Genomic DNA, 21,834 nt, shown 5'->3' with positions numbered 1-21,834 from the left:
CTCTTACTTTTGATTCATGCTGCCGGAGAGAATACAGAATACCCCCATCAGGTCAGCGTGGCGGATGGTGACTTCCGCCTGTTCATTGACTTTTGGTTTCGCATGATAGGCAATGCCGAGACCTGCCGCCTTGATCATCGGCAGATCGTTGGCGCCATCGCCAATCGCCACGGTTTGCGCCGACGGAATTTCATATTTTTCCGCCAGTTTACGTAGAGTGTTGGCTTTATATTTGGCATCGACAATGTCGCCGATAACGTTGCCGGTGAGCTTCCCGTTCATAATTTCCAGCTCGTTGGCGAATACCGCGTCGAGATGCAGCTTATCGCGCAGGTATTCGGCAAAGAAGGTAAAGCCGCCGGAGGCGATGGCCACCTTCCAGCCCAGCGTTTCCAGCTTCAGCACCAGTTGGGTCAGCCCCGGCATCAGCGGCAGCGCTTCCCGCACCTGCAGCAGGATGTTCGCGTCGGCGTCTTTCAGAGTGGCGACGCGCTGGCGCAGGCTGGCGGTGAAGTCGAGCTCGCCGCGCATCGCGCGTTCGGTCACTTCCGAGACCAGCTCGCCGGTGCCGGCAAGCTTAGCGATTTCATCGATACATTCGATCTGAATCGCCGTGGAGTCCATATCCATCACCAACAGGCCCGGCGTGCGTAGATGCGGGATTTTTCCCAGCGGCGCGACGTCCAGCCCGGCCTCGTGGGCCAGACGCGTGGCGCGCTGCGTCAGCGAACCCGCCAGGCGAATCACCTGATAATCCTCCACGACCCAGGAAGAGACGATGACCAGCGCCGCGCCGAGCTCGCGCTGCCACGCCGTCAGCCGACGTTTATCGAGACCGCGACCATACAGCAGCCAGCCGCTGCGCCCGGCGTGATAATCCAGCGGCATGACCTCGTCGCCGCTCAGGGAAAGCGGCAACCCAGGCCACAAGGAAACATCTTCGGGCAGGTCGCACCAGGTCAAACTGTTAGGCATTACGGCTCCACATCTCTTCATTCAGGCGAGGAAAATAACGCATGAGGCTACCTTGTAACCAGCGCTTCTGGCAACATTAAGCTGCAAATTTTCAAAGGTGGAATATGGTACGAGCAAAACTGAAATTCCGACTGCATCGCGCCGTCATTGTTCTGATCTGTCTCGCGCTTCTCGTCGCGCTGATGCAGGGCGCCTCATGGTTCAGTCAGAATAGCCAAAAGCAGCGTAATCCGCAGCTGGAAGAGCTGGCGCGAACGCTGGCGCAGCAGGTTACGCTGAACCTGGCGCCGCTGATGCGTAGCGAAACGCCCGACGAAAAGCGCATTACCCGCCTGCTGGAACAGCTGACGGATAAAAGCCGGGTGCTCGATGCCGGGGTATATGATGAACAGGGCGATCTGGTGGCTCGCTCCGGCGAAAGCGTCGACGTGCGCGACCGCCTGGCGTTGGATGGCAAAAAAGCCGGCGGCTACTTTAACCAGCAAATCGTCGAGCCGATCCTCGGCAAAAACGGCCCGGTCGGCTATCTGCGCCTGACGCTGGATACCCACACGTTGGCCACTGAGGCGAAACAGGTGGATAATACCACCAATATCTTACGCCTGATGCTGCTGTTGTCGCTGGCAATCGGCGTGGTGCTGACCCGCACATTGCTGCAGGGTAAACGTACCCGCTGGCAGCAATCGCCCTTCCTGCTCACCGCCAATAAGCCCGTCCAGGACGAAGATAAAGATTAACCAGACAAGGATATCCTATGCCGACGCTCCGCCTGTTGCTCTCCGACTCCTACGACCCCTGGTTTAACCTGGCGGTAGAAGAGTGTATTTTCCGCCAGATGCCGGCCACCCAACGGGTGCTGTTTCTGTGGCGTAACGCCGACACCGTGGTTATTGGCCGCGCGCAGAACCCGTGGAAGGAGTGTAATACCCGGCGCATGGAAGAGGATCACGTGCGGCTGGCCCGTCGCAGCAGCGGCGGCGGCGCGGTATTCCACGACCTTGGCAATACCTGCTTTACCTTTATGGCGGGCAAACCGGAATACGACAAAACCGTTTCTACCGCTATCGTGCTGGCGGCGTTGAATTCGCTTGGCGTGACCGCGGAGGCCTCCGGGCGCAACGATCTGGTGGTCAAAACCGACAACGGCGATCGCAAGGTTTCTGGCTCCGCCTATCGCGAAACGATGGACCGCGGTTTTCATCACGGCACTCTGCTGCTAAACGCCGACTTAAGCCGTCTCGCCAACTATCTTAATCCGGACAAAAAAAAGCTGCAGGCCAAGGGCATTACCTCGGTACGCGGGCGCGTAGCGAACTTGGTTGAACTCCTACCGGGCATTACCCACCAGCAGATTTGCGAAGCCATTCAGGAGGCATTCTTCAACCATTATGGCGAACGGGTAGCGGCGGAAGTCATTTCGCCGGACAACACGCCGGATCTGCCGAATTTTGCCGAGACCTTCGCCCGCCAGAGCAGCTGGGAGTGGAACTTCGGTCAGGCGCCCGCTTTCTCTCACCTGCTGGATGAGCGCTTTAGCTGGGGCGGCGTCGAGCTGCATTTTGACGTCGAGAAGGGCCATATCACCCGCGCGCAGGCTTTTACCGATAGCCTGAACCCGGCGCCGCTCGAGGCGCTGGCGGCACGATTAGTCGGCTGTCAGTATCGGGCGGAAATATTACAGCAGCAGTGTGAGGCGCTGCTCGCCGATTTCCCGGAGCAGGAAGCGGAACTAAAAGAACTGTCGGCGTGGATGGCCGGCGCGGTGCGCTGATAAAAAAGCCCGCTGCGCTTAGCGGGCCTGGGAAACCGTAGGCCGGGTCAGGCGAAGCCGCCACCCGGCACAACAGGTCTTACTCTTTATCGCCCAGTAGTACGGATTCCAGCGCGATTTTGATCATATCGTTGAAGGTCGTCTGACGCTCAGCGGCAGTGGTCTGCTCGTGGGTACGGATATGATCGGAAACGGTGCAGATGGTCAGCGCTTTCGCGCCGAACTCCGCCGCGACGCCATAAATGCCGGCCGCTTCCATTTCCACGCCCAGAATGCCGTATTTTTCCATCACGTCGAACATAGACGGGTCCGGCGTATAGAACAGGTCAGCGGAGAAGATGTTGCCGACGCGCGCGTCAACGCCCAGCGCTTTGGCTGCGTCTACCGCGTTACGTACCATGCCGAAATCGGCAATCGCCGCGAAGTCATGGTCTTTGAAGCGCAGACGGTTGACTTTAGAGTCGGTGCACGCGCCCATGCCGATAACCACATCACGCAGTTTGACATCTTCACGTACCGCGCCGCAGGAGCCGACACGGATGATTTTTTTCACGCCGAAATCGGTGATCAGCTCTTTGGTGTAGATAGAGCAGGATGGGATACCCATACCGTGGCCCATCACGGAGATTTTGCGGCCTTTGTAGGTACCGGTGAAGCCCAGCATGCCGCGCACGTTGTTTACTTCACGCACGTCTTCGAGGAAGGTTTCTGCAATGTGCTTCGCGCGCAGCGGGTCGCCCGGCATCAAAACTACGTCAGCGAAATCGCCCATTTCTGCGTTAATGTGTGGGGTAGCCATCGTTTTATCCTTATATAAATTGTTCGAGCCTGATGGCGGCTACGCCTTGTCAGGCCTACAAAACGTATTCAAATACCCTAAGGATTTCGCGTTGTAGGAAGGCGACGAATTCGTGAATCCCCGGGAGCATAGATTAACTATGTGACCGGGGTGAGCGAATGAAGTCAACGCATCTACAGCGCGAAAGACAACGGGTATTACAGCATGTTTTTACCGTACGCCATCGGCGACGTACCAAAGTATGTCGCCAGCGTCTGGCCGATATCCGCGAAAGTTTCGCGGTGGCCTAACGAACCCGGCTTCACTTTCGGACCGTACACCAGCACCGGAATGTGCTCGCGAGTGTGGTCGGTACCGGTCCAGGTCGGGTCGCAGCCGTGGTCGGCGGTGAGGATCAGAATGTCGTCTTCCCCAACCAGCTCCATCAGCTCCGGCAGACGGCGGTCAAACAGTTCCAGACCCGCTGCGTAGCCAGCGACGTCACGACGGTGACCCCAGGAGGAGTCAAAGTCGACGAAGTTAGTGAAGACGATAGTCTCGTCGCCCGCTTCCTTCATCTCTTTGATGGTCGCGTCGAACAGCGCGTCCAGCCCGGTGGCTTTCACCTTCTTAGTGATGCCGCAGTTGGCATAGATGTCGGCGATTTTACCCACGGAAACCACGTGACCGTTTTTCTCGTCGACCAGCTTTTGCAGCACGGTCGGCGCCGGCGGTTCGACCGCCAGGTCGTGACGGTTACCGGTACGCTGGAAGTTACCGGCTTTGTCGCCAACAAACGGACGCGCAATCACGCGGCCAATGTTATAGCCGCCTTCGGTCAGTTCTTCACGGGCGATTTCGCACAGCTCATACAGCTTGTCGAGACCGAAAGTCTCTTCGTGACAGGCTATCTGGAACACCGAGTCAGCAGAGGTATAGAAAATCGGTTTCCCGGTTTTCATATGCTCTTCACCCAGTTGATCCAGAATCACGGTACCGGATGAGTGGCAGTTGCCGAGGTAGCCCGGCAGGTTCGCGCGCTTAACCAGTTTATCCAGCAGTTCCTGCGGGAAGCTGTTTTCATGATCGCTGAAGTAGCCCCAATCAAACAGCACCGGCACGCCGGCGATTTCCCAGTGGCCAGACGGCGTATCTTTACCGGAAGAGAGTTCATGCGCCCAGGCGTAGGCGCCAACGACTTCGGCATTACCGTCCATACCGGCGGCAATTTTACCGGTAGAACCTTCATGCGCTTTCACCAGGCCCAGACGGGTCAGGTTAGGTAAATTCAGCGGGCCTTTACGACCATTGTCAGCTTCACCTTTGGCGCAGGCTTCCGCAATGTGGCCCATGGTATCGGCGCCCACATCGCCAAAGCGGTCAGCATCTTCCGTTGCGCCAATCCCAAAGGAGTCCAGCACCATAATAAATGCACGTTTCATCTTGTTCTCCATACATCATGCGCTGCAAAAAAGCGATCAGATCAGTATATCGCTACTTGGTGATTCGGCGATAGACCGTCGGTGTAATTTCTGGGGCTTGAGCGTCCAGTTTAATTGCCGCTTTCACGGCTTTGGCCGCTTCCTGCCAGCTGGATTCATCTTTCGCATGAATCACCGCCAGCGGACGTTCGCCATCGACTTTATCGCCAAGGCGCGCCATATCGGTAAAGCCAACGCTGTAGTCAATAGTATCGGAAGCCTGACGACGACCGCCGCCCATCGACACCACCGCCATCCCCAGCGCGCGGGTATCCATTTCAGAGACAAATCCGGCGCCTTCAGCATAGACGGCTTTGCTCAGCATTGCCGTCGGCAGGTATTTCGCATAGTTTTCGACAAAGTCGTTCGGCCCCTTCTGCGCCGCCACCATACGGCCAAAGACTTCGGCAGCTTTACCGTTATCCAGCACCGCCTGCAATTTCGCGCGCGCCTCGGCGTCATCCGCCGCCAGCTTGCCGGAAATCAGCATTTCCACACACAGCGCCATGGTGACGTCGTACAGGCGTGGGTTACGATATTCACCGGTCAGGAACTGCACCGCTTCGCGAACTTCAACGGCGTTACCCGCACTGGAGGCCAGCACCTGGTTCATATCAGTTAACAGCGCGGTCGTGCGCACGCCGGCGCCGTTGGAGACGCCAACGATCGCTTCGGCAAGCGCTTCAGAAAGCTCATACGTCGGCATAAAGGCGCCGCTGCCGACTTTGACGTCCATCACCAGCGCATCCAGACCTTCCGCCAGTTTCTTGGCCAGAATAGACGCGGTAATCAGCGGGATGGAATCCACCGTCGCGGTAATATCGCGGGTGGCATAGAAACGTTTGTCAGCCGGGGCGAGCGAGCTGGTCTGCCCGATGATCGCCACGCCGACATCTTTAATAATTTCGCGGAAACGCGCGTCGTCCGGGAAGATATCGAAGCCCGGGATCGCTTCCAGTTTATCAAGCGTACCGCCGGTATGGCCGAGACCGCGCCCGGAGATCATCGGTACGTAACCGCCGCAGGCGGCAACCATTGGCCCCAGCATCAGCGAGGTGACGTCACCCACGCCGCCGGTCGAGTGTTTATCGACGATCGGGCCGTTGAGGTTAAGGCTTTTCCAGTCGAGAACGGTTCCTGAATCCCGCATCGCCATGGTCAGCGAAACACGTTCCGGCATAGACATATCATGGAAGAAGATGGTCATCGCCAGCGCGGCGATCTGTCCTTCAGAGATAGTATTATCGCGGATGCCGTTGATGAAAAAGCGAATCTCCTCATCGCTTAATGCATGACCATCACGTTTTTTACGAATAATTTCTTGTGCGAGAAACACGGTAACCTCCCAAATGGTATAAATCGCCGGATGGCGGCGCGAGCGCCTTATCCGGCCTACAGGCATCAATTCGTAGGCCGGATAAGCGAAGCACCATCCGGCATATCAAGGGATTAGTAGCTGCTGGCGCTCTTACCGTCGCCGTGACCCAGGGCTTTCAGCAGGCTAGCCAACAGGCTTGATGCGCCGAAACGGTAGTGACGGGAATCAGCCCAATCGGCGCCGAACAGTTCATCGGCAATCGCCAGGAACTGCTGCGCGTCTTCCGCGCTGCGCACGCCGCCGGCAGGTTTAAAGCCAACGGTTTTCTCAACGCCCATATCGCGGATGACTTCCATCATGATGCGCGCGCTTTCCGGCGTCGCATTTACCGGCACTTTACCGGTCGAAGTTTTGATGAAATCCGCGCCCGCTTTAATAGAGATTTCAGACGCTTTACGAATCAACGCTTCTTCTTTCAGTTCGCCGGTTTCGATGATCACTTTCAGCAGCACATTCGCCGCCGCACAGGCTTCTTTACAGGCTTTCACCAGATCAAAACCAACCTGCTCGTTACCAGCGATCAGCGCGCGGTACGGGAAAACCACATCCACTTCATCCGCGCCATAGGCGATTGCCGCGCGGGTTTCCGCCAGCGCGATATCAATATCGTCATTACCATGCGGGAAGTTAGTCACCGTCGCGATACGGATGTCCGGCGTTCCTTGTTCGTTCAGCGTCTTACGGGCAATCGGGATAAAACGCGGGTAGATACAGACAGCGGCGGTATTGCCCACCGGGGTTTTCGCCTGATGACACAGCGCGATCACCTTCTCATTGGTGTCGTCATCATTCAGGGTGGTCAGATCCATCAGTTTCAACGCGCGCAGGCTGCTTGCTTTCAAATCAGTCATTTAATACTCCGACGGCGTATTGCCGGTTCAATAGTTTGTTCACCTTGCGAGCCTGTTACTATTGTAACAACCGCTCGCCATTACACTTCGACATTCATCACAGTTAATGAAAACTAATTACTAATTTGCATTACTGTAACGTGACATAACTCACAATTAACCATCGATTACCGCCAATCTACCGGTCATGTCTTGTTTAAGCATAATCGGCAAACCTAAGTTCTTATCGATGTTATTATTCTAACATATCAAAACGAATTATCTCGACGCCATGGCGCACAAATTGTGCAACCACTGGCCATAAATATACTTTCTAATTGAAATGTAATAGATTTTATATTTACAAAAAATGATGGGATTATCACACCCCGCCAGAGCCGGGGACGACTTTGCCCAGAAGGTGGGCCGTTAGAGAGTGAGCGCGGTAAAGAGGCTTTTGGTATTCGCCAGTAGTGCCGCTTCAATTTCCTGCGCTGGTTCCGCGCGCAGTTCACATAACGCGTCAAAGACGCGGGCCGCCTGTTCCGGACGGTTTGGCTGCCCCTGAAAACCATTCAGCGGCATATCCGGAGCATCGGTTTCCAGCAGCAGTGAAGAAAGCGGCAGGCGCGCCATGACATCGCGAGTTTTGCTGGCGCGGGGATAAGTAATGGTGCCGCCAACGCCAATCTTATAGCCCAGTTGTACAAAACGCTCCGCCTGCTGCAGACTGCCGGAAAAACCATGCACCACCCCGGCACGCGGCAGGTTATGTTTTTTTAGCATCATCGCCAGTTTATCGTGCGTGCGCCGCGAATGCAGGATCACCGGTAAATCGTAACGCTTCGCCAGCCGCAACTGCGCTTCCAGCAGCGCCTGCTGGCGGTCGAATTGTGGATCGTCGCGGTAGAGATCGAGGCCAATCTCTCCGATGGCCACGAGTTTTGGATGACGCTGTGCAAGATAGCTTTCCAGTTGCGCTAACCCGCGGTCATCATGCTGTTCGATAACAATAGGATGCATCCCTAGCGCGGCATACAGCGGCTCGTGTTGCTCCGCCAGCGCCAGCACGCGAGCAAAGCGCCCGGCGGATATCGACGGCACGATAATACGCCCAACGCCCAGCTGCGCCGCCCTCGCGATACTCGCGGGTTCATCATCTTCAAACGGGGGAAAATCGAAGTGACAGTGGGTATCAATAAAGCGTAATGTCACGCCAGATCCTCGTTATTAAAGCTGGGGTCATTGGCCTGCGGCGCGGTGATAATCGCCTGTTGCGGCGCTTCATTCGCTACCGGCAGCGGCGGCACCACCACCGGGGTCGGCCTTGCCACACGCGGCGCATGGCGTAACAGCGGCGGTTGTTCGGTCAGCAGCTTCCCTACCGTGGCGAGGAAGTAGCGGCCGCACTGGCGCCCGGTTTTATAATCTTCCAGCAGCGCCGGCAGACGGCTGCCAAGCGCCATACTGCGCAGCGGCCGTTGCGGATAGATTTCGAATATCCGCAGTTTACCCGGCGGTTTTTCAATAAACTGCTGCGTCGCGCGATAGGTGGTTTCGTGGTGTTGCACCAGGTTCACAAAAGGCTGCAGACTGCTCTCCCCAAGCCAACGTTCCATTCGTTTAAACCACTGCGGAGTGTAGAACATCTGCGAAGGGACAGTACGGATCACCACGATAGTCTGCGCGCCGCGCCGCGCCGCTTCCTGCACCGGGATCGCATCGCTGACGCCGCCATCGAGGTAGTTCACGCCATCCAGCAGGACACCGCTACGGTAAAAACCGGGAATGGCGCTGGAGGCGCGGATCAGATCAAGCCAGGTCTGACGGGTGGGGGAAAAATAGTTTGCCGTGTAATCGTCACCGCGGCAGGCGCACATCCACAGCTCTTTACCCAGCGCGAACTGCTCCTCGGCATAGTTCATCGCCAGCGGCATTTGTTGTGAAGTGGAATCGACCAGCCAATCGAGATCGATAAGATTGCCGCCGCGGACGAAGCGCATCGGGTCGAAAAACTGCCGCGAGGTGGTATAACGCGTAATGACTTTACGGGCGTAGCCCTGCTGATTACAGATATAAGCGGAGATGTTTTGCGCGCCAGCGGAAGTACCAAGCATCAGGTCGAAAGGGTTAAATCCGGCGCGCATGAATTCGTCCAGAACCCCGGCTGTGAAAATACCTCGCTGACCACCGCCTTCGCACACCAGAGCAAGTTTGCCCGGACGGAAGGGTTTTACCGCTAACGGGGCGATATTGCCCAGCGTCACGGGAATGCGCTGCCCCACCCTGCTTTCCTGTTTGTCTATTTTGTATCATTAAAGTAACGCAAATTGTCGTCCCCTGAAACCGCAAAAGCCAGTCACATTGACTGGCTTTATGTAAGACGTTATGTCATCACTGCGCGGTTATTGATTCACGCCTTTCGGCACATGGCCTCTAGGGTCGTTTTCGCCCGGTAAACAGGCTGACCAGGAAAATGATAATACCGACAACAAAGACGATTTTAGCCGCCCACGCCGCGGTACCCGCCAGACCACCAAAACCCAATGCGGCGGCAATCAACGCGATGATCAGAAAAATAATGCCCCATCTAAACATACTGTTCTCCTTACCATATGATTAACGGTCGCTTTTCTGCGCGCTCAGGCCGCGCATACATCAACCCTGCGTACAACTCACTCAGCGGTATCGCCGCTGGCGAATATCTTTTAATGAATACCCTTACTGCACTTTAAGATCGTTCTTCACGCTCTTAACACCGGTTACCGCTTTGGCAATGTCTGCCGCACGATCGACCTGTTTGCTCGATTCCAGGGTTCCGGAGAGGTGTACTACTCCGTTGCTGGTTTCCACCGTCACCTTACGCGACGGAACGATATCGTCCGCGAGCAGTTTGGCTTTGACTTCGCTGGTGATAGCGGTGTCGCCAGCATAGCCCTTCAGGCTTGCCGATTTTTCACCTGCCACGGTCAGCTTGTCGCTTACCGAACTCACCCCTTCGACGCCTTTCGCCGCGCTAACGGCCTGTGATTTTTGCTCAGCGCTCTCAACAGTCCCGCTTAAGGTCACGACTTTGTTTTCCGTTTTCACCGAGATATCGGTGCTACGGATACTTTTGTCATCGATCAGCGCCGCTTTGACACGGGCGGTGATCGTGCTGTCATCCATAAAATCGCCAACCTTGTTGATCGATTTATCGACGCTTTCTCCGGCGCTGGTCGCGGCGGCCTTCGCGCTATCGGTTGCGGTGGTTTCCGCATAGGTCGAGGCGCTTATCAACGCTGAGCCTAAGAAGAGAGGCAGCAATAGCCTGGCGCTCTTTAGTCTGGTCATTGGTATGCCCTCACGATGTCTGCTTTGGTAAAACAAATGGCTATTTATTCAGCCAGGTTTCTGAAAAGTGCTTAATAAATATAGTAGATGAGCGGAGATGCGGCGGAGGGTTTGAATAAAAAAGCTACGATTTGCGCAGATTTAAGAACTTTCTATGGTAAGGAGGAAGACGAGCAAAACAGGCTGGAGCGCAGCATCGCCGCGCTCCAGAGAGGTATTAGTGTTCGCGCGTTTTGCGGAACACCACATCAGGATAACGCTCTTGCGTCAGGTTCAGGTTCACCATCGTCGGGGCGATATAGGTCAGATTATCGCCGCCATCCAGCGCCAGTTGAACTTCGTTCTTACGCTTGAACTCTTCGAATTTCTTCACGTCTGTTGATTCAACCCAACGCGCGGTGGCCACGTTGACAGATTCGTAAATCGCTTCAACGTTGTATTCGCTTTTCAGACGCGCTACTACCACGTCAAACTGCAGCACGCCGACGGCGCCAACGATCAGATCGTTATTAGCGATAGGGCGGAAGACCTGTACCGCGCCCTCTTCAGAGAGCTGTACCAGCCCTTTCAGCAGCTGTTTCTGCTTCAGCGGATCCTTGAGGCGAATACGACGGAACAGTTCCGGCGCGAAGTTCGGAATACCGGTGAACTTCATCATTTCGCCCTGGGTAAAGGTGTCGCCAATCTGAATGGTGCCGTGGTTATGCAGACCAATGATATCGCCAGGGTAGGCTTCTTCAACGTGCGAACGGTCGCCCGCCATAAAGGTCAGCGCGTCGGAAATCACCACGTCCTTGCCGATACGCACCTGACGCAGCTTCATGCCTTTCTCGTATTTGCCGGATACCACGCGCATAAAGGCCACGCGGTCGCGGTGTTTCGGGTCCATGTTGGCCTGAATCTTAAACACGAAGCCGGTGAATTTCTCTTCTGCGGCCGTCACTTCACGGGTATCAGTGTTACGCGGCATCGGCGCTGGCGCCCATTCCACCAGGCCATCCAGCATATGATCCACGCCGAAGTTGCCTAATGCGGTGCCGAAGAACACCGGAGTAATTTCGCCCGCCAGGAACAGATCTTTATCGAACTCGTTCGAAGCGCCCTGTACCAGTTCCAGTTCATCGCGCAGCTGCTGCGCCAGATCGTCGCCCACCGCGGCATCCAGCTCAGGGTTATTCAGCCCCTTAACCACGCGCACTTCCTGAATGGTGTGCCCTTTACCGGTCTGATAGAGGTAAGTTTCATCTTTATAAAGATGATAAACCCCTTTAAACAGCTTGCCGCAGCCGATAGGCCAGGTAATCGGCGCACAGCCGATTTTCAGCTCATTTTCGACTTCATCCAGCAATTCCATCGGATCGCGGATATCACGGTCGAGTTTGTTCATAAAGGTGAGGATCGGCGTATCGCGCAGACGGGTAACTTCCATCAGCTTACGGGTACGATCTTCGACGCCTTTCGCCGCATCGATAACCATCAGACAGCAGTCAACCGCCGTCAGGGTACGGTAGGTATCCTCGGAGAAGTCTTCGTGCCCCGGGGTATCCAGCAGGTTAACCAGGCAGTCATGGTACGGGAACTGCATCACCGAGGTGGTAATTGAGATCCCACGCTGCTTTTCCATCTCCATCCAGTCGGATTTAGCATGCTGGCTGGAGCCGCGGCCCTTCACGGTACCGGCGGTCTGAATCGCCTGTCCGAACAGCAGCACTTTTTCAGTGATGGTGGTCTTACCGGCATCCGGGTGAGAAATAATGGCAAAAGTGCGGCGTTTGGCCACCTCTTGCAGATAAGGAGACAACGTCATAATTCAATCTTCTAAGTAAACGCGGCAACGGGCCGCGCATGTGGAATACGAAAAATTGCGGCTATTTTACCCATCAATGGGGGGGAGGCAATTAGTGTTTACACAGGAGTTGCTCCAGTTCGCTTAAAGAGGTCACCGTCCAGTCGGGCTGCAGGTCTGCCGGCAGCGTTTGCTGGTGCGCATTCAGCCAACAGGTGGCAAGCCCGGCATTGACGCCGCCGCGGATATCCGACTCGGCGGTATCGCCGACCATCAATACCCTGTCGCGCGACGGATTACCCGCCTGCGCCAGCGCATAGTCGAAGATACGCGCATCCGGCTTCGCGACGCCGACTTCCTCAGAAATAATCAGCAAATCAAAATGATCGCGCAGGCCGGTACGCTCCAGACGAGTCTGCTGCAACGAGGTAAAACCGTTGGTGATGATGCCCATTTTTACCTTGCCCTGCAGCGCATCCAGCAACGATACGGCGCCCGGCAGCGGCGCGCAGATTTCTGCCATCGCATTCATGAAAGCGTCGTTCAGTTCGCCCGGGGGGACGTTCAACCGTTCCGCCCAGCTATCAAAACGCTGATGCTGTAATTGTAGCGAGGTGATGGCGCCGTTTTGATAATCCACCCACAGCGGCTTATTAACGGCCTGATAGTCCTGAAAATCTTCGGCGGTAAATGTCACGCTATAGTCGAGAAACATCCGCTGTAAGCCGCTGAAAGAATCAAACGTAAACAACGTTTCATCGGCATCAAAGAAAATCCAGTCCCATTTCATCGTTTCACCTTGTCTTACATACTGATTGGCAGAGCCATGATAATTGCGTCTTCACGCCCGTCGGCCGTAGGGTAGTAATTGCGGCGGATAGTCGCCTCGTTAAAGCCTAAGCTTTCGTAGAGCGCGATGGCGGCGACATTCGATGCCCGCACCTCCAGCCACAGCGTGGCGACGCCGAGTTTTTCAACTTCATCAATAACATGTTCCAGCAGTTCCCGTCCCAGGCCGCGGCGCTGGTATGCGGGGTCGACGGCGATGTTAAAAAGCGTCGCTTCATCAAGAACAATCTGAGTAATGGCAAATGCCGCCATTTCCCCATCGACTGCTAGTTGGTAATTCAGATAACGTTCACCCTGATTGCTGGCAAAGGTTTGTTCGCTCCACGGAAAAGCGTGGGCGCGTTTTTCGATTTGCCAGGCTTTGGATAAATCAGCCGTGCTGAGGGTAGAAATCGTGTTCATGTGCGCAGATTTGTTGCCAGAGCGCGATGCGAGCCGGCGCGCTGCTCTGAAGTTCATCAAAAACGGGCGTCGAGACCTGGGCGCCCGCCAGCGACAGCGGCGTCTCGCAGCCCAGTCGCCAGCTGTTGCAGCGGCTATTTTGCGGCAGCATCGCTACCCGGTCCGGCGTAAGCTGCAGTACCTGATCGGCGCGAATCGAGAGCGCGAGCAGAATATCGCTAATGAGCGGTTCAGTCAGCGACGGCGGGGTTTCCGCCACCATCACCAGACGAATATGTTCAGGAAGCGAGATAGCGATTTCGCCCTGCAACGCCCCCGGGCGACGCAGCGACCACTGGGTAATTCCCAGTTGCTGTAATTGCCAGTCTCGTCGGGAAGTCATAGCGAAACACTCCTGTTAAACAAGCGCGCAATATAGCAAATCCGTCGTATCTGCGCCAACAAACTACTATAATCGGCGCCAGTCTTATTGAAGGAGTGTTTCATGTCAGCTTTTACCCCGGCAAGTGAAGTCTTGCTGCGCCACAGTGATGATTTCGAGTCCGCCCGCGTTCTGTTTGCCGGTGACCTGCAGGATGACCTGCCTGCACGTCTGGATATCGCGGCCAGCCGCGCTCACACCCAACAATTCCACCACTGGCAGGTCCTGAATCGCCAGATGGGCGACAACGTTCGCTTTAGCTTAGTGGCCGAGGCCGCCGACGTCGCCGATTGCGATACCCTGATCTACTACTGGCCGAAGAACAAGCCAGAAGCGCAGTTCCAACTGATGAACCTGCTCTCTCTGCTGCCGGTGGGGATCGATATTTTTGTGATCGGCGAAAACCGCAGCGGCGTACGTAGCGCCGAGCAAATGCTCGCCGAATACGCGCCGCTAAATAAAGTGGATAGCGCCCGCCGCTGCGGTCTCTACCACGGCCGTCTGGAAAAACAGCCCTCCTTCAACGCCGAACAGTACTGGAACGAGTACACGCTCGATAATCTGACCATTAAAACGCTGCCGGGCGTGTTCAGCCGCGACGGCCTCGATGTCGGCAGCCAGCTGCTGCTGTCGACCCTGCAACCGCACACCAAAGGTAAAGTGCTCGATGTCGGCTGCGGCGCCGGGGTGCTTGCCACGGTACTGGCCAGCCATTCACCGAAGGTACGCCTGACGCTATGCGACGTCAGCGCTCCGGCGGTCGAAGCCAGCCGCGCGACGCTTGCCGCGAATGGTTTTGAAGGCGAGGTCTTTGCCAGTAACGTCTTCTCTGAAGTCAACGGCCGTTTTGACATGATCATCTCAAATCCGCCATTCCACGACGGCCTGCAGACCAGTCTTGAAGCGGCGCAGGCGCTGATCCGCGGCGCGGTCCGCCATCTGAACAGCGGCGGCGAACTGCGTATCGTTGCTAACGCCTTCCTGCCGTATCCGCAGGTGCTGGATGAGACGTTTGGCTTCCACGAAGTGATCGCCCAAACCGGCCGTTTCAAAGTTTACCGCACGGTGATGACTCGCCAGGCCAGGAAATAATTTTCTTTTCCCATCGGCGGCATGCTCGACGTGCCGCCAGGCCTTCCCTTCGCTCTGAATAGCCCATTTTTGCAGCAATCGAGAAAACCTGCATAATTAACTATTGACGTGTCGCCGAAAACCACTAGAATGCGCCTCCGTGGTAACGATACTTTTTAGTGTCGATGGTATGCGAAGGTGGCGGAATTGGTAGACGCGCTAGCTTCAGGTGTTAGTGTCCTTACGGACGTGGGGGTTCAAGTCCCCCCCCTCGCACCATAATCCACGTTGATATTGCTCGCACTGGGCGAAGGTGGCGGAATTGGTAGACGCGCTAGCTTCAGGTGTTAGTGTCCTTACGGACGTGGGGGTTCAAGTCCCCCCCCTCGCACCAACGAGGCGATATCAGATTAAGAATACTGTGCGAAGGTGGCGGAATTGGTAGACGCGCTAGCTTCAGGTGTTAGTGTCCTTACGGACGTGGGGGTTCAAGTCCCCCCCCTCGCACCAATATTCTTACCCTTCTCTGTTTTATCCCATCAGCTTCAAATTCAACATTATCAGCATTATTCCACTAACCAACGCTACGCTTGACGGCAACAGTACGAAATGACGCAACTGACGGTGCCAGATCATAGCCGCCGATAGTAATAACCCCAAAGCAATCATCACGCGCCAGGCTTCCACCGGCAGACCAATCATGCCTAACACCATCACCAGAACGCCCGGCAGCAGAATTCCCCAACCACTCCCTAAAGCTCGCTGCAACATGGTTTTGCCTCTTACAACGATAATGATAACCAATATCATATGATAATTTTTATCATTTGTCATCTCAGGGCGTTCAACTTTTATTACTCTTGCACTCAGGGGTAATGACATACATTCATTGGGATGATAAATTAAGCAAATTAAATCTATATATTAAATTGTCTGATCATTTGCGCAGATATCCTTATATTATGCATTGTTTTATATTTTCCCCCTTTGGCAGCCATCATCTTGAAACTTAACTACTAATAATGATAGTACCTATATGACTGCACAAACCTGGCGGGCTCATTATGAGCAAAAATATCAGTATTCCTTACGACTTTTTTTATTACTTAATTGTGTTTCTGCTGCTCTGGCGCTGTTCAGCCCGCTGTTTACCATTGTCACCGTCACATTGCCGAGTGCGCTGATCTGTGCGGCCAGCCTGGGCTTATTGTTATGGAATTGGAAATTCCCAAAACAGAAAATAAATATTCCTGTTATTTCTCTGTTATTTGGCGTGCTATGGGCCTGGCACATCGTAATAAAATCCTCATTGTTACCCCCTCCGCATTTTAACTTTCTGGTTATTGCCTTATTAAGCATCCTGTTTATTGGAACTATCGCTTTTTCTAACAATATCATCGCCTTTACTCTACATTCTCTACCGACTTTTATGGTGTGTCTGGCGCTGGCTGGCGGTGAACAATGGCTGCGGATGTTTTACTGCTTTGTCCTGCCTGTTGCCGGGATTACGTTGCAAAACATTATGCAAAAGCGCAGCGATAATTTTACCCAAGGGCTAATGGATAAATTGCTGCAAGAGCGTAACACCCTGAACGATCTCAGTATGCTTGATCCTTTGACCGGCCTTTATAACCGTCGCGGCTTGCAAAACCGCATGGATAACATCCTGGCAGTGGATTCGCGCGAACATTTCATCCTGCTGTTGGATATTGACCATTTCAAAGCCTACAACGATAACTATGGCCATATGATGGGCGACCAGGCGTTAATCCAGGTATCGGCGGCGATTCGTAATTCCGTGCGCTCACGCGATATCGTCGCTCGCTTTGGCGGTGAAGAGTTCATGGTCGTGCTGACCAGTAGCACGGCGGAAACCGCCTTCCAGACGGCAGAACGCATTCGCCAGCGGGTTTACGATTTAAAAATCGCGCATCGTTTTAACGAGAGCGTCGCTACCAATGTCACCATCAGTATCGGTATGACCCCGCTGGTGGATGGCGATATCGACAGTGCGATAAAACGCGCCGATAGCGCGCTATATGAAGCCAAAAATCAGGGGCGTAATATCATTCTCGTCAACTAACGCTTCCAGCCCGCCGCAAGGGATACGCGGCGCTGACAAATCGCTTGCGCTCCCTGCGGTGAACAACTAGTATCAGCAATCATTATCATTTAGATTTGTATCTGGAAATCTGATGGCTTACCGTACCTTCTCCTTCAGCGATGATATTATTTGGCGTGCGCCGCTTGCGCCCGTCGAGCACGCTTTGGCGAATGCGATACGGGAAAAGATCGCGGCGGTACGCCCGCATCTGCTGGATTTCCTGCGTCTGGATGAAGAAGCGCCGCCGCTTACCCTGACCCTCGCGGAATGGTCGCAACCCACCACCCTCATTTCGTTGTTGGCCACCTATTCCGATCATATTTATCGCCATCAGCCCGGCCAGCCGCGTGAACAAAAACCCCTGCTGTCACTCTGGGCGCAGTGGTATATCGGCCTGCTGGTACCGCCGCTGATGCTGGCGTTACTAACAGAAGAACAAGCTATTAGCCTTGAACCGGAGCATTTTCGCGTTGAGTTCCATGAAAGCGGGCGCGCGGCTTGCTTCTGGATTGACGTGCATGCCGACCATGATGCGCTAATGCTTTCCGCGCAAGCGCGTATGGATATGTTGGTCAATAAAGCCCTGAAGCCGGTGGTGGAAGCGCTGGAAGCTACCGGCGACATTAACGGTAAGCTTATCTGGAGCAATACCGGCTATTTGATTAACTGGTATCTCGGTGAAATGAAAAATCTGCTTGGCGACGAGCAGGTTAACGCGCTACGTCAACACTGCTTTTTTGCAAAACAGCAGGCCAGTGGCGAGGATAATCCGCTGTGGCGGACGGTAGTCGTGCGCGAAGGGCTACTGGTACGCCGAACTTGCTGTCAACGTTATCGCCTGCCGGACGTTCAGCAATGCGGCGACTGCACGTTAAAGTAATCATCTGACGGGCGGCAATATGCCGCCCGTTGTTATTTTATGCGGTCTGCTCGTTCTCCTGCTCGGCGCGCTGCGCCTCTTCAGCTTCCTGCGCCAGCAGTTGCTTTTCGTACACCTTAAAGAACGGGAAGTAGATGATTGCCGATACGCAGGCAAGAATAACGACCAGGATCGCCGCGCGGAAATCCCATCCCAGAGCCCATGCGCCGCCAATCGGCGCCGGCGCCGTCCACGGTACGACAGAGATAACTCGGCCTATCAGATCCAACTTCATGGCCGCCCAGGCAATCACCGCGTTAACCATCGGCGCCAGCAGGAACGGAATAAAGAATACCGGGTTCATGACGATAGGCGTACCGAAGATAACCGGCTCGTTAATGTTAAACAGGCTTGGCACCACGCTTAAACGACCAATAGAGCGCAAATGCGCAGAGCGACTGCGTAGATAACAGAACACCAAGCCCATCGTGGCGCCAGAACCGCCTACGACAATAAAGAACGTCCAGAACGCTTCCATGAAAATATGCGGTAGCGGCGCGCCCTGCGCCAGAGCCTGCTGGTTCATCCCCAGATTAGTGAGCCAGAACATCTGCAGCATACCGGAAACAATCGCCGCCCCGTGAATCCCTGCGAACCACAGCAGGTGGCCAATCAACACTGCCAGCAGAATAGCCGGTAATGAATCCGCGGCGGATACCAGCGGCTTAAAGATAGCCATAATGGCCTGCGGGATCAGCAGGTCGAAATGATGCTGGATAAACAAGCTCAGAGGATAGAGCGTCAGTACCACCACCAGAACCGGGATCAACAGATCGAAAGAGTTTTTGATCATCGGCGGCACTTGATCCGGTAGGCGGATCCCGATGTTGTGCGCCCTTAAGAAACGCATCATCTCCACACAGTAAATCGCCACCAGGATCGCGGTAAAGATCCCGGTACCTCCCAGGCTATCAACCGGCAGAGTGCCGTTGGTTTTTGGCGCAGCGATCAGTAGAAAGGCCATGATCGACAGCATGGCGCACATGAAAGGATCGAGCTGGTACGCCTTTTCATAATGTTTGCCCAGGTTGTAGGAAATCGCCGCGCAGATATAAATAGACATGATGCCCATGGTCATATCAAAAGGCGTCAGAATGCGTCCTTCGAACTCTTTGGCCAAATCCAGCCAGGCGCGGGCGAAGCCCCAGGTGGTATCCGGTGAAAACGGCGGATAGGCGAAGACCAAGAGAAAGGAGCCTACAATCATAAACGGCATGGCCGAGATAAATCCGTCACGAATAGCCATGACGTGGCGCTGCGATGAAATGCGCCCGGCAACGGGACTTATATAGTTCTCTACAAAGCGAAATATCAGATTAAACGCAGCATGGTTTGCAGACATAGCAGCCCTCCTGACAGGCTATCGAAACAGGACCAACAACGGTAATCTTGCCGCTATGCTGAAATTAACTGCAGACGGATTGTGGCTGACCGGGACTGACGGTTGCCATAATGCCAGCAGGAGCATCTCATGCGCGGCTGTTAGTTATCTTTGGTACAGGGAGTTACCATGTCAGTATTCATCGACGAGCGCGATCCTGCAACCGGTTACAGTAACCGGTTGCGGCGATTGTGAAGAAGATCCAGAAATCAGAATAATTCCTGATTATCCATCGACAATATTTACAGATTTCCGGCCTTGTGACAGATTTAAGCGGATAACTACCAGGAGAACCCCATGAGTCTGCAGTCCGTGAGGCAGTTTTTTGCTGAGCATGCCCCCGATATTGAAATCATCGAGTTGAATCAAAGTACGGCGACCGTTGCGCTTGCCGCCGCCGCGCATCATGTCGAGCCGGGGCAAATCGCTAAGACTTTATCCTTAAAGGTAAAAGAACGGGTTATATTGATCGTCGCTAAAGGCGATGCTCGCCTTGATAATAAGAAGCTGAAAGACGCCTTCGGGGCAAAAGCGCGGATGCTCAGCAGTGATGAAGTCGTTACGCTAACCGGCCACCCCGTTGGCGGCGTCTGTCCGTTTGGCCTGGAAAACCCTCTGCCGGTCTATTGCGATGTTTCACTCAAGCAGTACGCCGAAGTTCTACCGGCAGCAGGGGCAATTCATAGTGCGGTACGAATTTCGCCTGAGCGCATGGCACAACTGACAGAAGCCGATTGGGTGGACGTCTGCCTGTAACTTGCCGGTTATTGCGCCAGGCACATTCCTGGCCCATCGTCGTTATTCGCCGGCAGACACAGCAGAATGTCCGCCGCGCTAAGCAGGCCAATATCAGAGTTAACGCCCAGTTTGGTCATCGCGTTAAATTTATGTGCGCGAATGGTTTTGATATTTCTATCAAGCTGGGTGGCAATTTCGGGCAATGAATAGCCATAGGTCATATAACGCAGTATCGTATGCTCCGTCGGGCTAAGAATTTGCCCACAGGAGCTGTAGCTGCGCTCCAGAATGCTTTCTTTATCCAATGGCGCCTGCTCGATCAGCTGCAGTAAACGTTCCTGCAGACGAGTAAGGCAAGATGATTTATTCAGAATAGTTTGCGGGCTTGAAGGTGTCAGATGACTGATCAGACGCATTTCCGCCGTATTATCCGCCAGTACAATTCGCTGTATTTCGGGTCGCGTTTGCGCTATTTCATGTAAAAAAAGCAGGCTTTCCAGACGAATACGTCGGCTACCGGAAAGAGAAAAAATAACGGCGATAAAGTTTTTGGAAGCGAATTCACGCTTTAAGGCCTGAGTATCTTTATAAAAATGAATGCTATATTTTTTACCTGCTTCATTATCTAAAATATAACGAAGCGCCATCTCAGTCATTGCGCATTTTTCTACGATAGCGACACATCGTGTTGTGAGATTTTTTTCCATTCCGTGTTATCTCCATAGGCTGAATACAGATTCAGTTCCTTCATTCCCTGAGCGCTATTGATCCAGGCATACATTTCTGCATTACTGCGTAACGAAAGTCGGCGCATGGCGCTATTTTTCTGCGCGCTTATCGTTTTATTGCTTTTTTTCAACAAGGCAGCAATCTGGTTAATTCCCCACCCTTTTGCCAGTAGCCGCAACACTTTGCGTTCTGAAAAGGTTAAGATGACCGTATCGCTAGCATCATCACCTAAGTTGTCCATCTCGGGTGAAAAGAGTGTCTGGCTAATTCTTTCGGCAGAAGCTTTACCAGCTCGGATAACCTCAATGAAACGTTTGACCGGCTCGCTATCAGAAATCAGAGAACTTTCCGGCCGCATCAGAAACTCAACTGCCAGTGGGAAGCAGGAGTGACCAACCATAAAGATCCAGTGAATATCCCGGTATTGATTCATTAACGAATAATAATGCTCACAAATATCTCGCGGGCGTTCAATGTGACCGGAGAGGTCGACGAGAACCAGCACGGCGCGGCGAAGCTGAAGCAGCGTGAGTTCATCCTGTGAACCACAGAAACTCAGATCGTAATCAGGGAGATGCTCCCTTAAAATAGCCTTCAAACCCGATTGCATAACCGGTATTCTACTAATGATGACGCCAAATTTACCTTGTCCTGGCAACATAAAACCTCCACCTCCTGTCAAAGATTCACACCCGAAATAAATAACGGATGAATGGCTACTATAATATTATTTCGCCAATTGAATCTTTATCGTCCCTGGTGGGCATGACGTATGCCCTGAAGTTAATTCCATAACCGTGAGGGATATTTTTGCATTACTCTCACCAACGATTTACCCTAACACAAAATGATGCCATCAATAAATTAGAAAAAATTAAAAGCCTCATT

Annotated in this window: 23 protein-coding genes and 3 tRNA genes; 9 read left to right on the top strand and 17 right to left on the bottom strand. The window is 54.0% G+C overall.

Going from position 1 to position 21,834, the window contains the following annotated elements:
- Positions 1–3: 3 nt before the first annotated feature.
- Complete coding sequence (gene serB / locus PGR79_RS16555) at positions 4–975, bottom strand: phosphoserine phosphatase (RefSeq protein ID WP_430922074.1); 972 nt, start codon at positions 973–975, stop codon at positions 4–6.
- 104 nt (positions 976–1,079) lie between these two features.
- On the opposite strand from serB, the gene PGR79_RS16550 reads away from it, so the two are divergent.
- Positions 1,080–1,712 carry a YtjB family periplasmic protein gene (locus tag PGR79_RS16550; RefSeq protein ID WP_015368377.1) on the top strand — a complete coding sequence of 211 codons (633 nt, stop codon included), beginning with the start codon at positions 1,080–1,082 and terminating at the stop codon, positions 1,710–1,712.
- A 17-nt stretch (positions 1,713–1,729) separates the two neighbouring features.
- Positions 1,730–2,746: a lipoate--protein ligase LplA gene (lplA, locus tag PGR79_RS16545; RefSeq protein WP_316425158.1), complete on the top strand. Its 1,017-nt coding sequence runs from the start codon at positions 1,730–1,732 to the stop codon at positions 2,744–2,746.
- Between the two features lie 79 nt (positions 2,747–2,825).
- Here lplA and deoD read toward each other — a convergent pair whose 3' ends face one another.
- The 12 genes from deoD to PGR79_RS16485 form a co-directional block, all read right to left on the bottom strand.
- A complete protein-coding gene (deoD, locus tag PGR79_RS16540; RefSeq protein ID WP_002887789.1) occupies positions 2,826–3,545 on the bottom strand; it encodes a purine-nucleoside phosphorylase in 720 nt (239 codons plus the stop codon).
- A gap of 197 nt (positions 3,546–3,742) precedes the next feature.
- Entirely contained in the window at positions 3,743–4,966 is a 1,224-nt protein-coding gene (gene deoB, locus PGR79_RS16535) for a phosphopentomutase (protein WP_045395913.1), read from the bottom strand.
- Positions 4,967–5,018: 52 nt separating this feature from the next.
- A complete protein-coding gene (gene deoA / locus PGR79_RS16530; protein WP_087858282.1) occupies positions 5,019–6,341 on the bottom strand; it encodes a thymidine phosphorylase in 1,323 nt (440 codons plus the stop codon).
- A gap of 113 nt (positions 6,342–6,454) precedes the next feature.
- A complete protein-coding gene (deoC, locus tag PGR79_RS16525) occupies positions 6,455–7,234 on the bottom strand; it encodes a deoxyribose-phosphate aldolase (RefSeq protein ID WP_015368381.1) in 780 nt (259 codons plus the stop codon).
- Between the two features lie 408 nt (positions 7,235–7,642).
- Positions 7,643–8,428 carry a TatD family hydrolase gene (locus PGR79_RS16520; protein ID WP_213795019.1) on the bottom strand — a complete coding sequence of 262 codons (786 nt, stop codon included), beginning with the start codon at positions 8,426–8,428 and terminating at the stop codon, positions 7,643–7,645.
- Positions 8,425–9,498: a patatin-like phospholipase family protein gene (locus PGR79_RS16515; RefSeq protein WP_047065126.1), complete on the bottom strand. Its 1,074-nt coding sequence runs from the start codon at positions 9,496–9,498 to the stop codon at positions 8,425–8,427. The genes PGR79_RS16520 and PGR79_RS16515 overlap by 4 nt, the downstream gene beginning before the upstream one ends.
- 151 nt (positions 9,499–9,649) lie before the next feature.
- Positions 9,650–9,811, bottom strand: coding sequence for a DUF1328 domain-containing protein (locus PGR79_RS16510; protein ID WP_015368384.1), 162 nt, complete (start codon positions 9,809–9,811; stop codon positions 9,650–9,652).
- A 123-nt stretch (positions 9,812–9,934) separates the two neighbouring features.
- Positions 9,935–10,546, bottom strand: coding sequence for a molecular chaperone OsmY (gene osmY, locus PGR79_RS16505; RefSeq protein WP_020079668.1), 612 nt, complete (start codon positions 10,544–10,546; stop codon positions 9,935–9,937).
- A 217-nt stretch (positions 10,547–10,763) separates the two neighbouring features.
- Entirely contained in the window at positions 10,764–12,353 is a 1,590-nt protein-coding gene (gene prfC, locus PGR79_RS16500; protein ID WP_045395922.1) for a peptide chain release factor 3, read from the bottom strand.
- 91 nt (positions 12,354–12,444) lie between these two features.
- Positions 12,445–13,122 carry a pyrimidine 5'-nucleotidase gene (gene yjjG, locus PGR79_RS16495; RefSeq protein WP_045395924.1) on the bottom strand — a complete coding sequence of 226 codons (678 nt, stop codon included), beginning with the start codon at positions 13,120–13,122 and terminating at the stop codon, positions 12,445–12,447.
- A gap of 14 nt (positions 13,123–13,136) precedes the next feature.
- Positions 13,137–13,583, bottom strand: a complete 447-nt coding sequence (gene rimI / locus PGR79_RS16490; protein ID WP_087858214.1) for a ribosomal protein S18-alanine N-acetyltransferase — start codon at positions 13,581–13,583, stop codon at positions 13,137–13,139.
- On the bottom strand, positions 13,552–13,965 hold the full coding sequence (locus tag PGR79_RS16485; RefSeq protein WP_430922071.1) for a DNA polymerase III subunit psi: 414 nt from the start codon (positions 13,963–13,965) through the stop codon (positions 13,552–13,554). Before PGR79_RS16485 ends, rimI begins: the two co-directional genes overlap by 32 nt.
- A 102-nt stretch (positions 13,966–14,067) precedes the next feature.
- Here PGR79_RS16485 and rsmC point away from each other — a divergent pair, with 102 nt between their 5' ends.
- From rsmC to PGR79_RS16465, 4 genes are all read left to right on the top strand, one after another.
- On the top strand, positions 14,068–15,096 hold the full coding sequence (gene rsmC, locus PGR79_RS16480; RefSeq protein WP_430922069.1) for a 16S rRNA (guanine(1207)-N(2))-methyltransferase RsmC: 1,029 nt from the start codon (positions 14,068–14,070) through the stop codon (positions 15,094–15,096).
- Between the two features lie 171 nt (positions 15,097–15,267).
- Positions 15,268–15,354 (top strand) — tRNA-Leu (locus PGR79_RS16475).
- A 28-nt stretch (positions 15,355–15,382) separates the two neighbouring features.
- Positions 15,383–15,469 (top strand) — tRNA-Leu (locus PGR79_RS16470).
- Positions 15,470–15,498: 29 nt separating this feature from the next.
- A tRNA-Leu gene (locus tag PGR79_RS16465) sits at positions 15,499–15,585 on the top strand.
- 21 nt (positions 15,586–15,606) lie between these two features.
- Here the strand turns inward: PGR79_RS16465 and PGR79_RS16460 are convergent.
- Positions 15,607–15,846 (bottom strand): DUF1435 domain-containing protein, encoded by a 240-nt coding sequence (locus PGR79_RS16460; RefSeq protein WP_123273287.1) that lies wholly within the window; start codon positions 15,844–15,846, stop codon positions 15,607–15,609.
- A gap of 265 nt (positions 15,847–16,111) precedes the next feature.
- Between PGR79_RS16460 and PGR79_RS16455 the strand changes: the two genes are divergently transcribed.
- Both PGR79_RS16455 and fhuF read left to right on the top strand, forming a co-directional pair.
- Complete coding sequence (locus PGR79_RS16455; protein ID WP_113374549.1) at positions 16,112–17,158, top strand: GGDEF domain-containing protein; 1,047 nt, start codon at positions 16,112–16,114, stop codon at positions 17,156–17,158.
- 112 nt (positions 17,159–17,270) lie between these two features.
- On the top strand, positions 17,271–18,059 hold the full coding sequence (fhuF, locus tag PGR79_RS16450) for a siderophore-iron reductase FhuF (protein ID WP_087858218.1): 789 nt from the start codon (positions 17,271–17,273) through the stop codon (positions 18,057–18,059).
- A 37-nt stretch (positions 18,060–18,096) separates the two neighbouring features.
- On the opposite strand, the gene PGR79_RS16445 is transcribed toward fhuF, so the two are convergent.
- On the bottom strand, positions 18,097–19,440 hold the full coding sequence (locus tag PGR79_RS16445; protein WP_213317829.1) for a PTS sugar transporter subunit IIC: 1,344 nt from the start codon (positions 19,438–19,440) through the stop codon (positions 18,097–18,099).
- Between the two features lie 336 nt (positions 19,441–19,776).
- On the opposite strand from PGR79_RS16445, the gene PGR79_RS16440 reads away from it, so the two are divergent.
- Positions 19,777–20,235 carry a YbaK/EbsC family protein gene (locus PGR79_RS16440; RefSeq protein ID WP_430922067.1) on the top strand — a complete coding sequence of 153 codons (459 nt, stop codon included), beginning with the start codon at positions 19,777–19,779 and terminating at the stop codon, positions 20,233–20,235.
- 8 nt (positions 20,236–20,243) lie between these two features.
- Here PGR79_RS16440 and bglJ read toward each other — a convergent pair whose 3' ends face one another.
- Both bglJ and PGR79_RS16430 read right to left on the bottom strand, forming a co-directional pair.
- Entirely contained in the window at positions 20,244–20,924 is a 681-nt protein-coding gene (bglJ, locus tag PGR79_RS16435) for a DNA-binding transcriptional activator BglJ (protein WP_228306553.1), read from the bottom strand.
- Positions 20,885–21,607 carry a helix-turn-helix transcriptional regulator gene (locus PGR79_RS16430; RefSeq protein ID WP_087858222.1) on the bottom strand — a complete coding sequence of 241 codons (723 nt, stop codon included), beginning with the start codon at positions 21,605–21,607 and terminating at the stop codon, positions 20,885–20,887. The genes bglJ and PGR79_RS16430 overlap by 40 nt, the downstream gene beginning before the upstream one ends.
- Between the last annotated feature and the right edge of the window lie 227 nt (positions 21,608–21,834).

The organism is Klebsiella sp. 141161 (genome assembly GCF_050600815.1).
Lineage (GTDB): Bacteria > Pseudomonadota > Gammaproteobacteria > Enterobacterales > Enterobacteriaceae > Klebsiella > Klebsiella aerogenes.
Note: the sequence above shows the minus strand (reverse complement) of the source record. Positions and strands in the feature narration are given on the sequence as shown.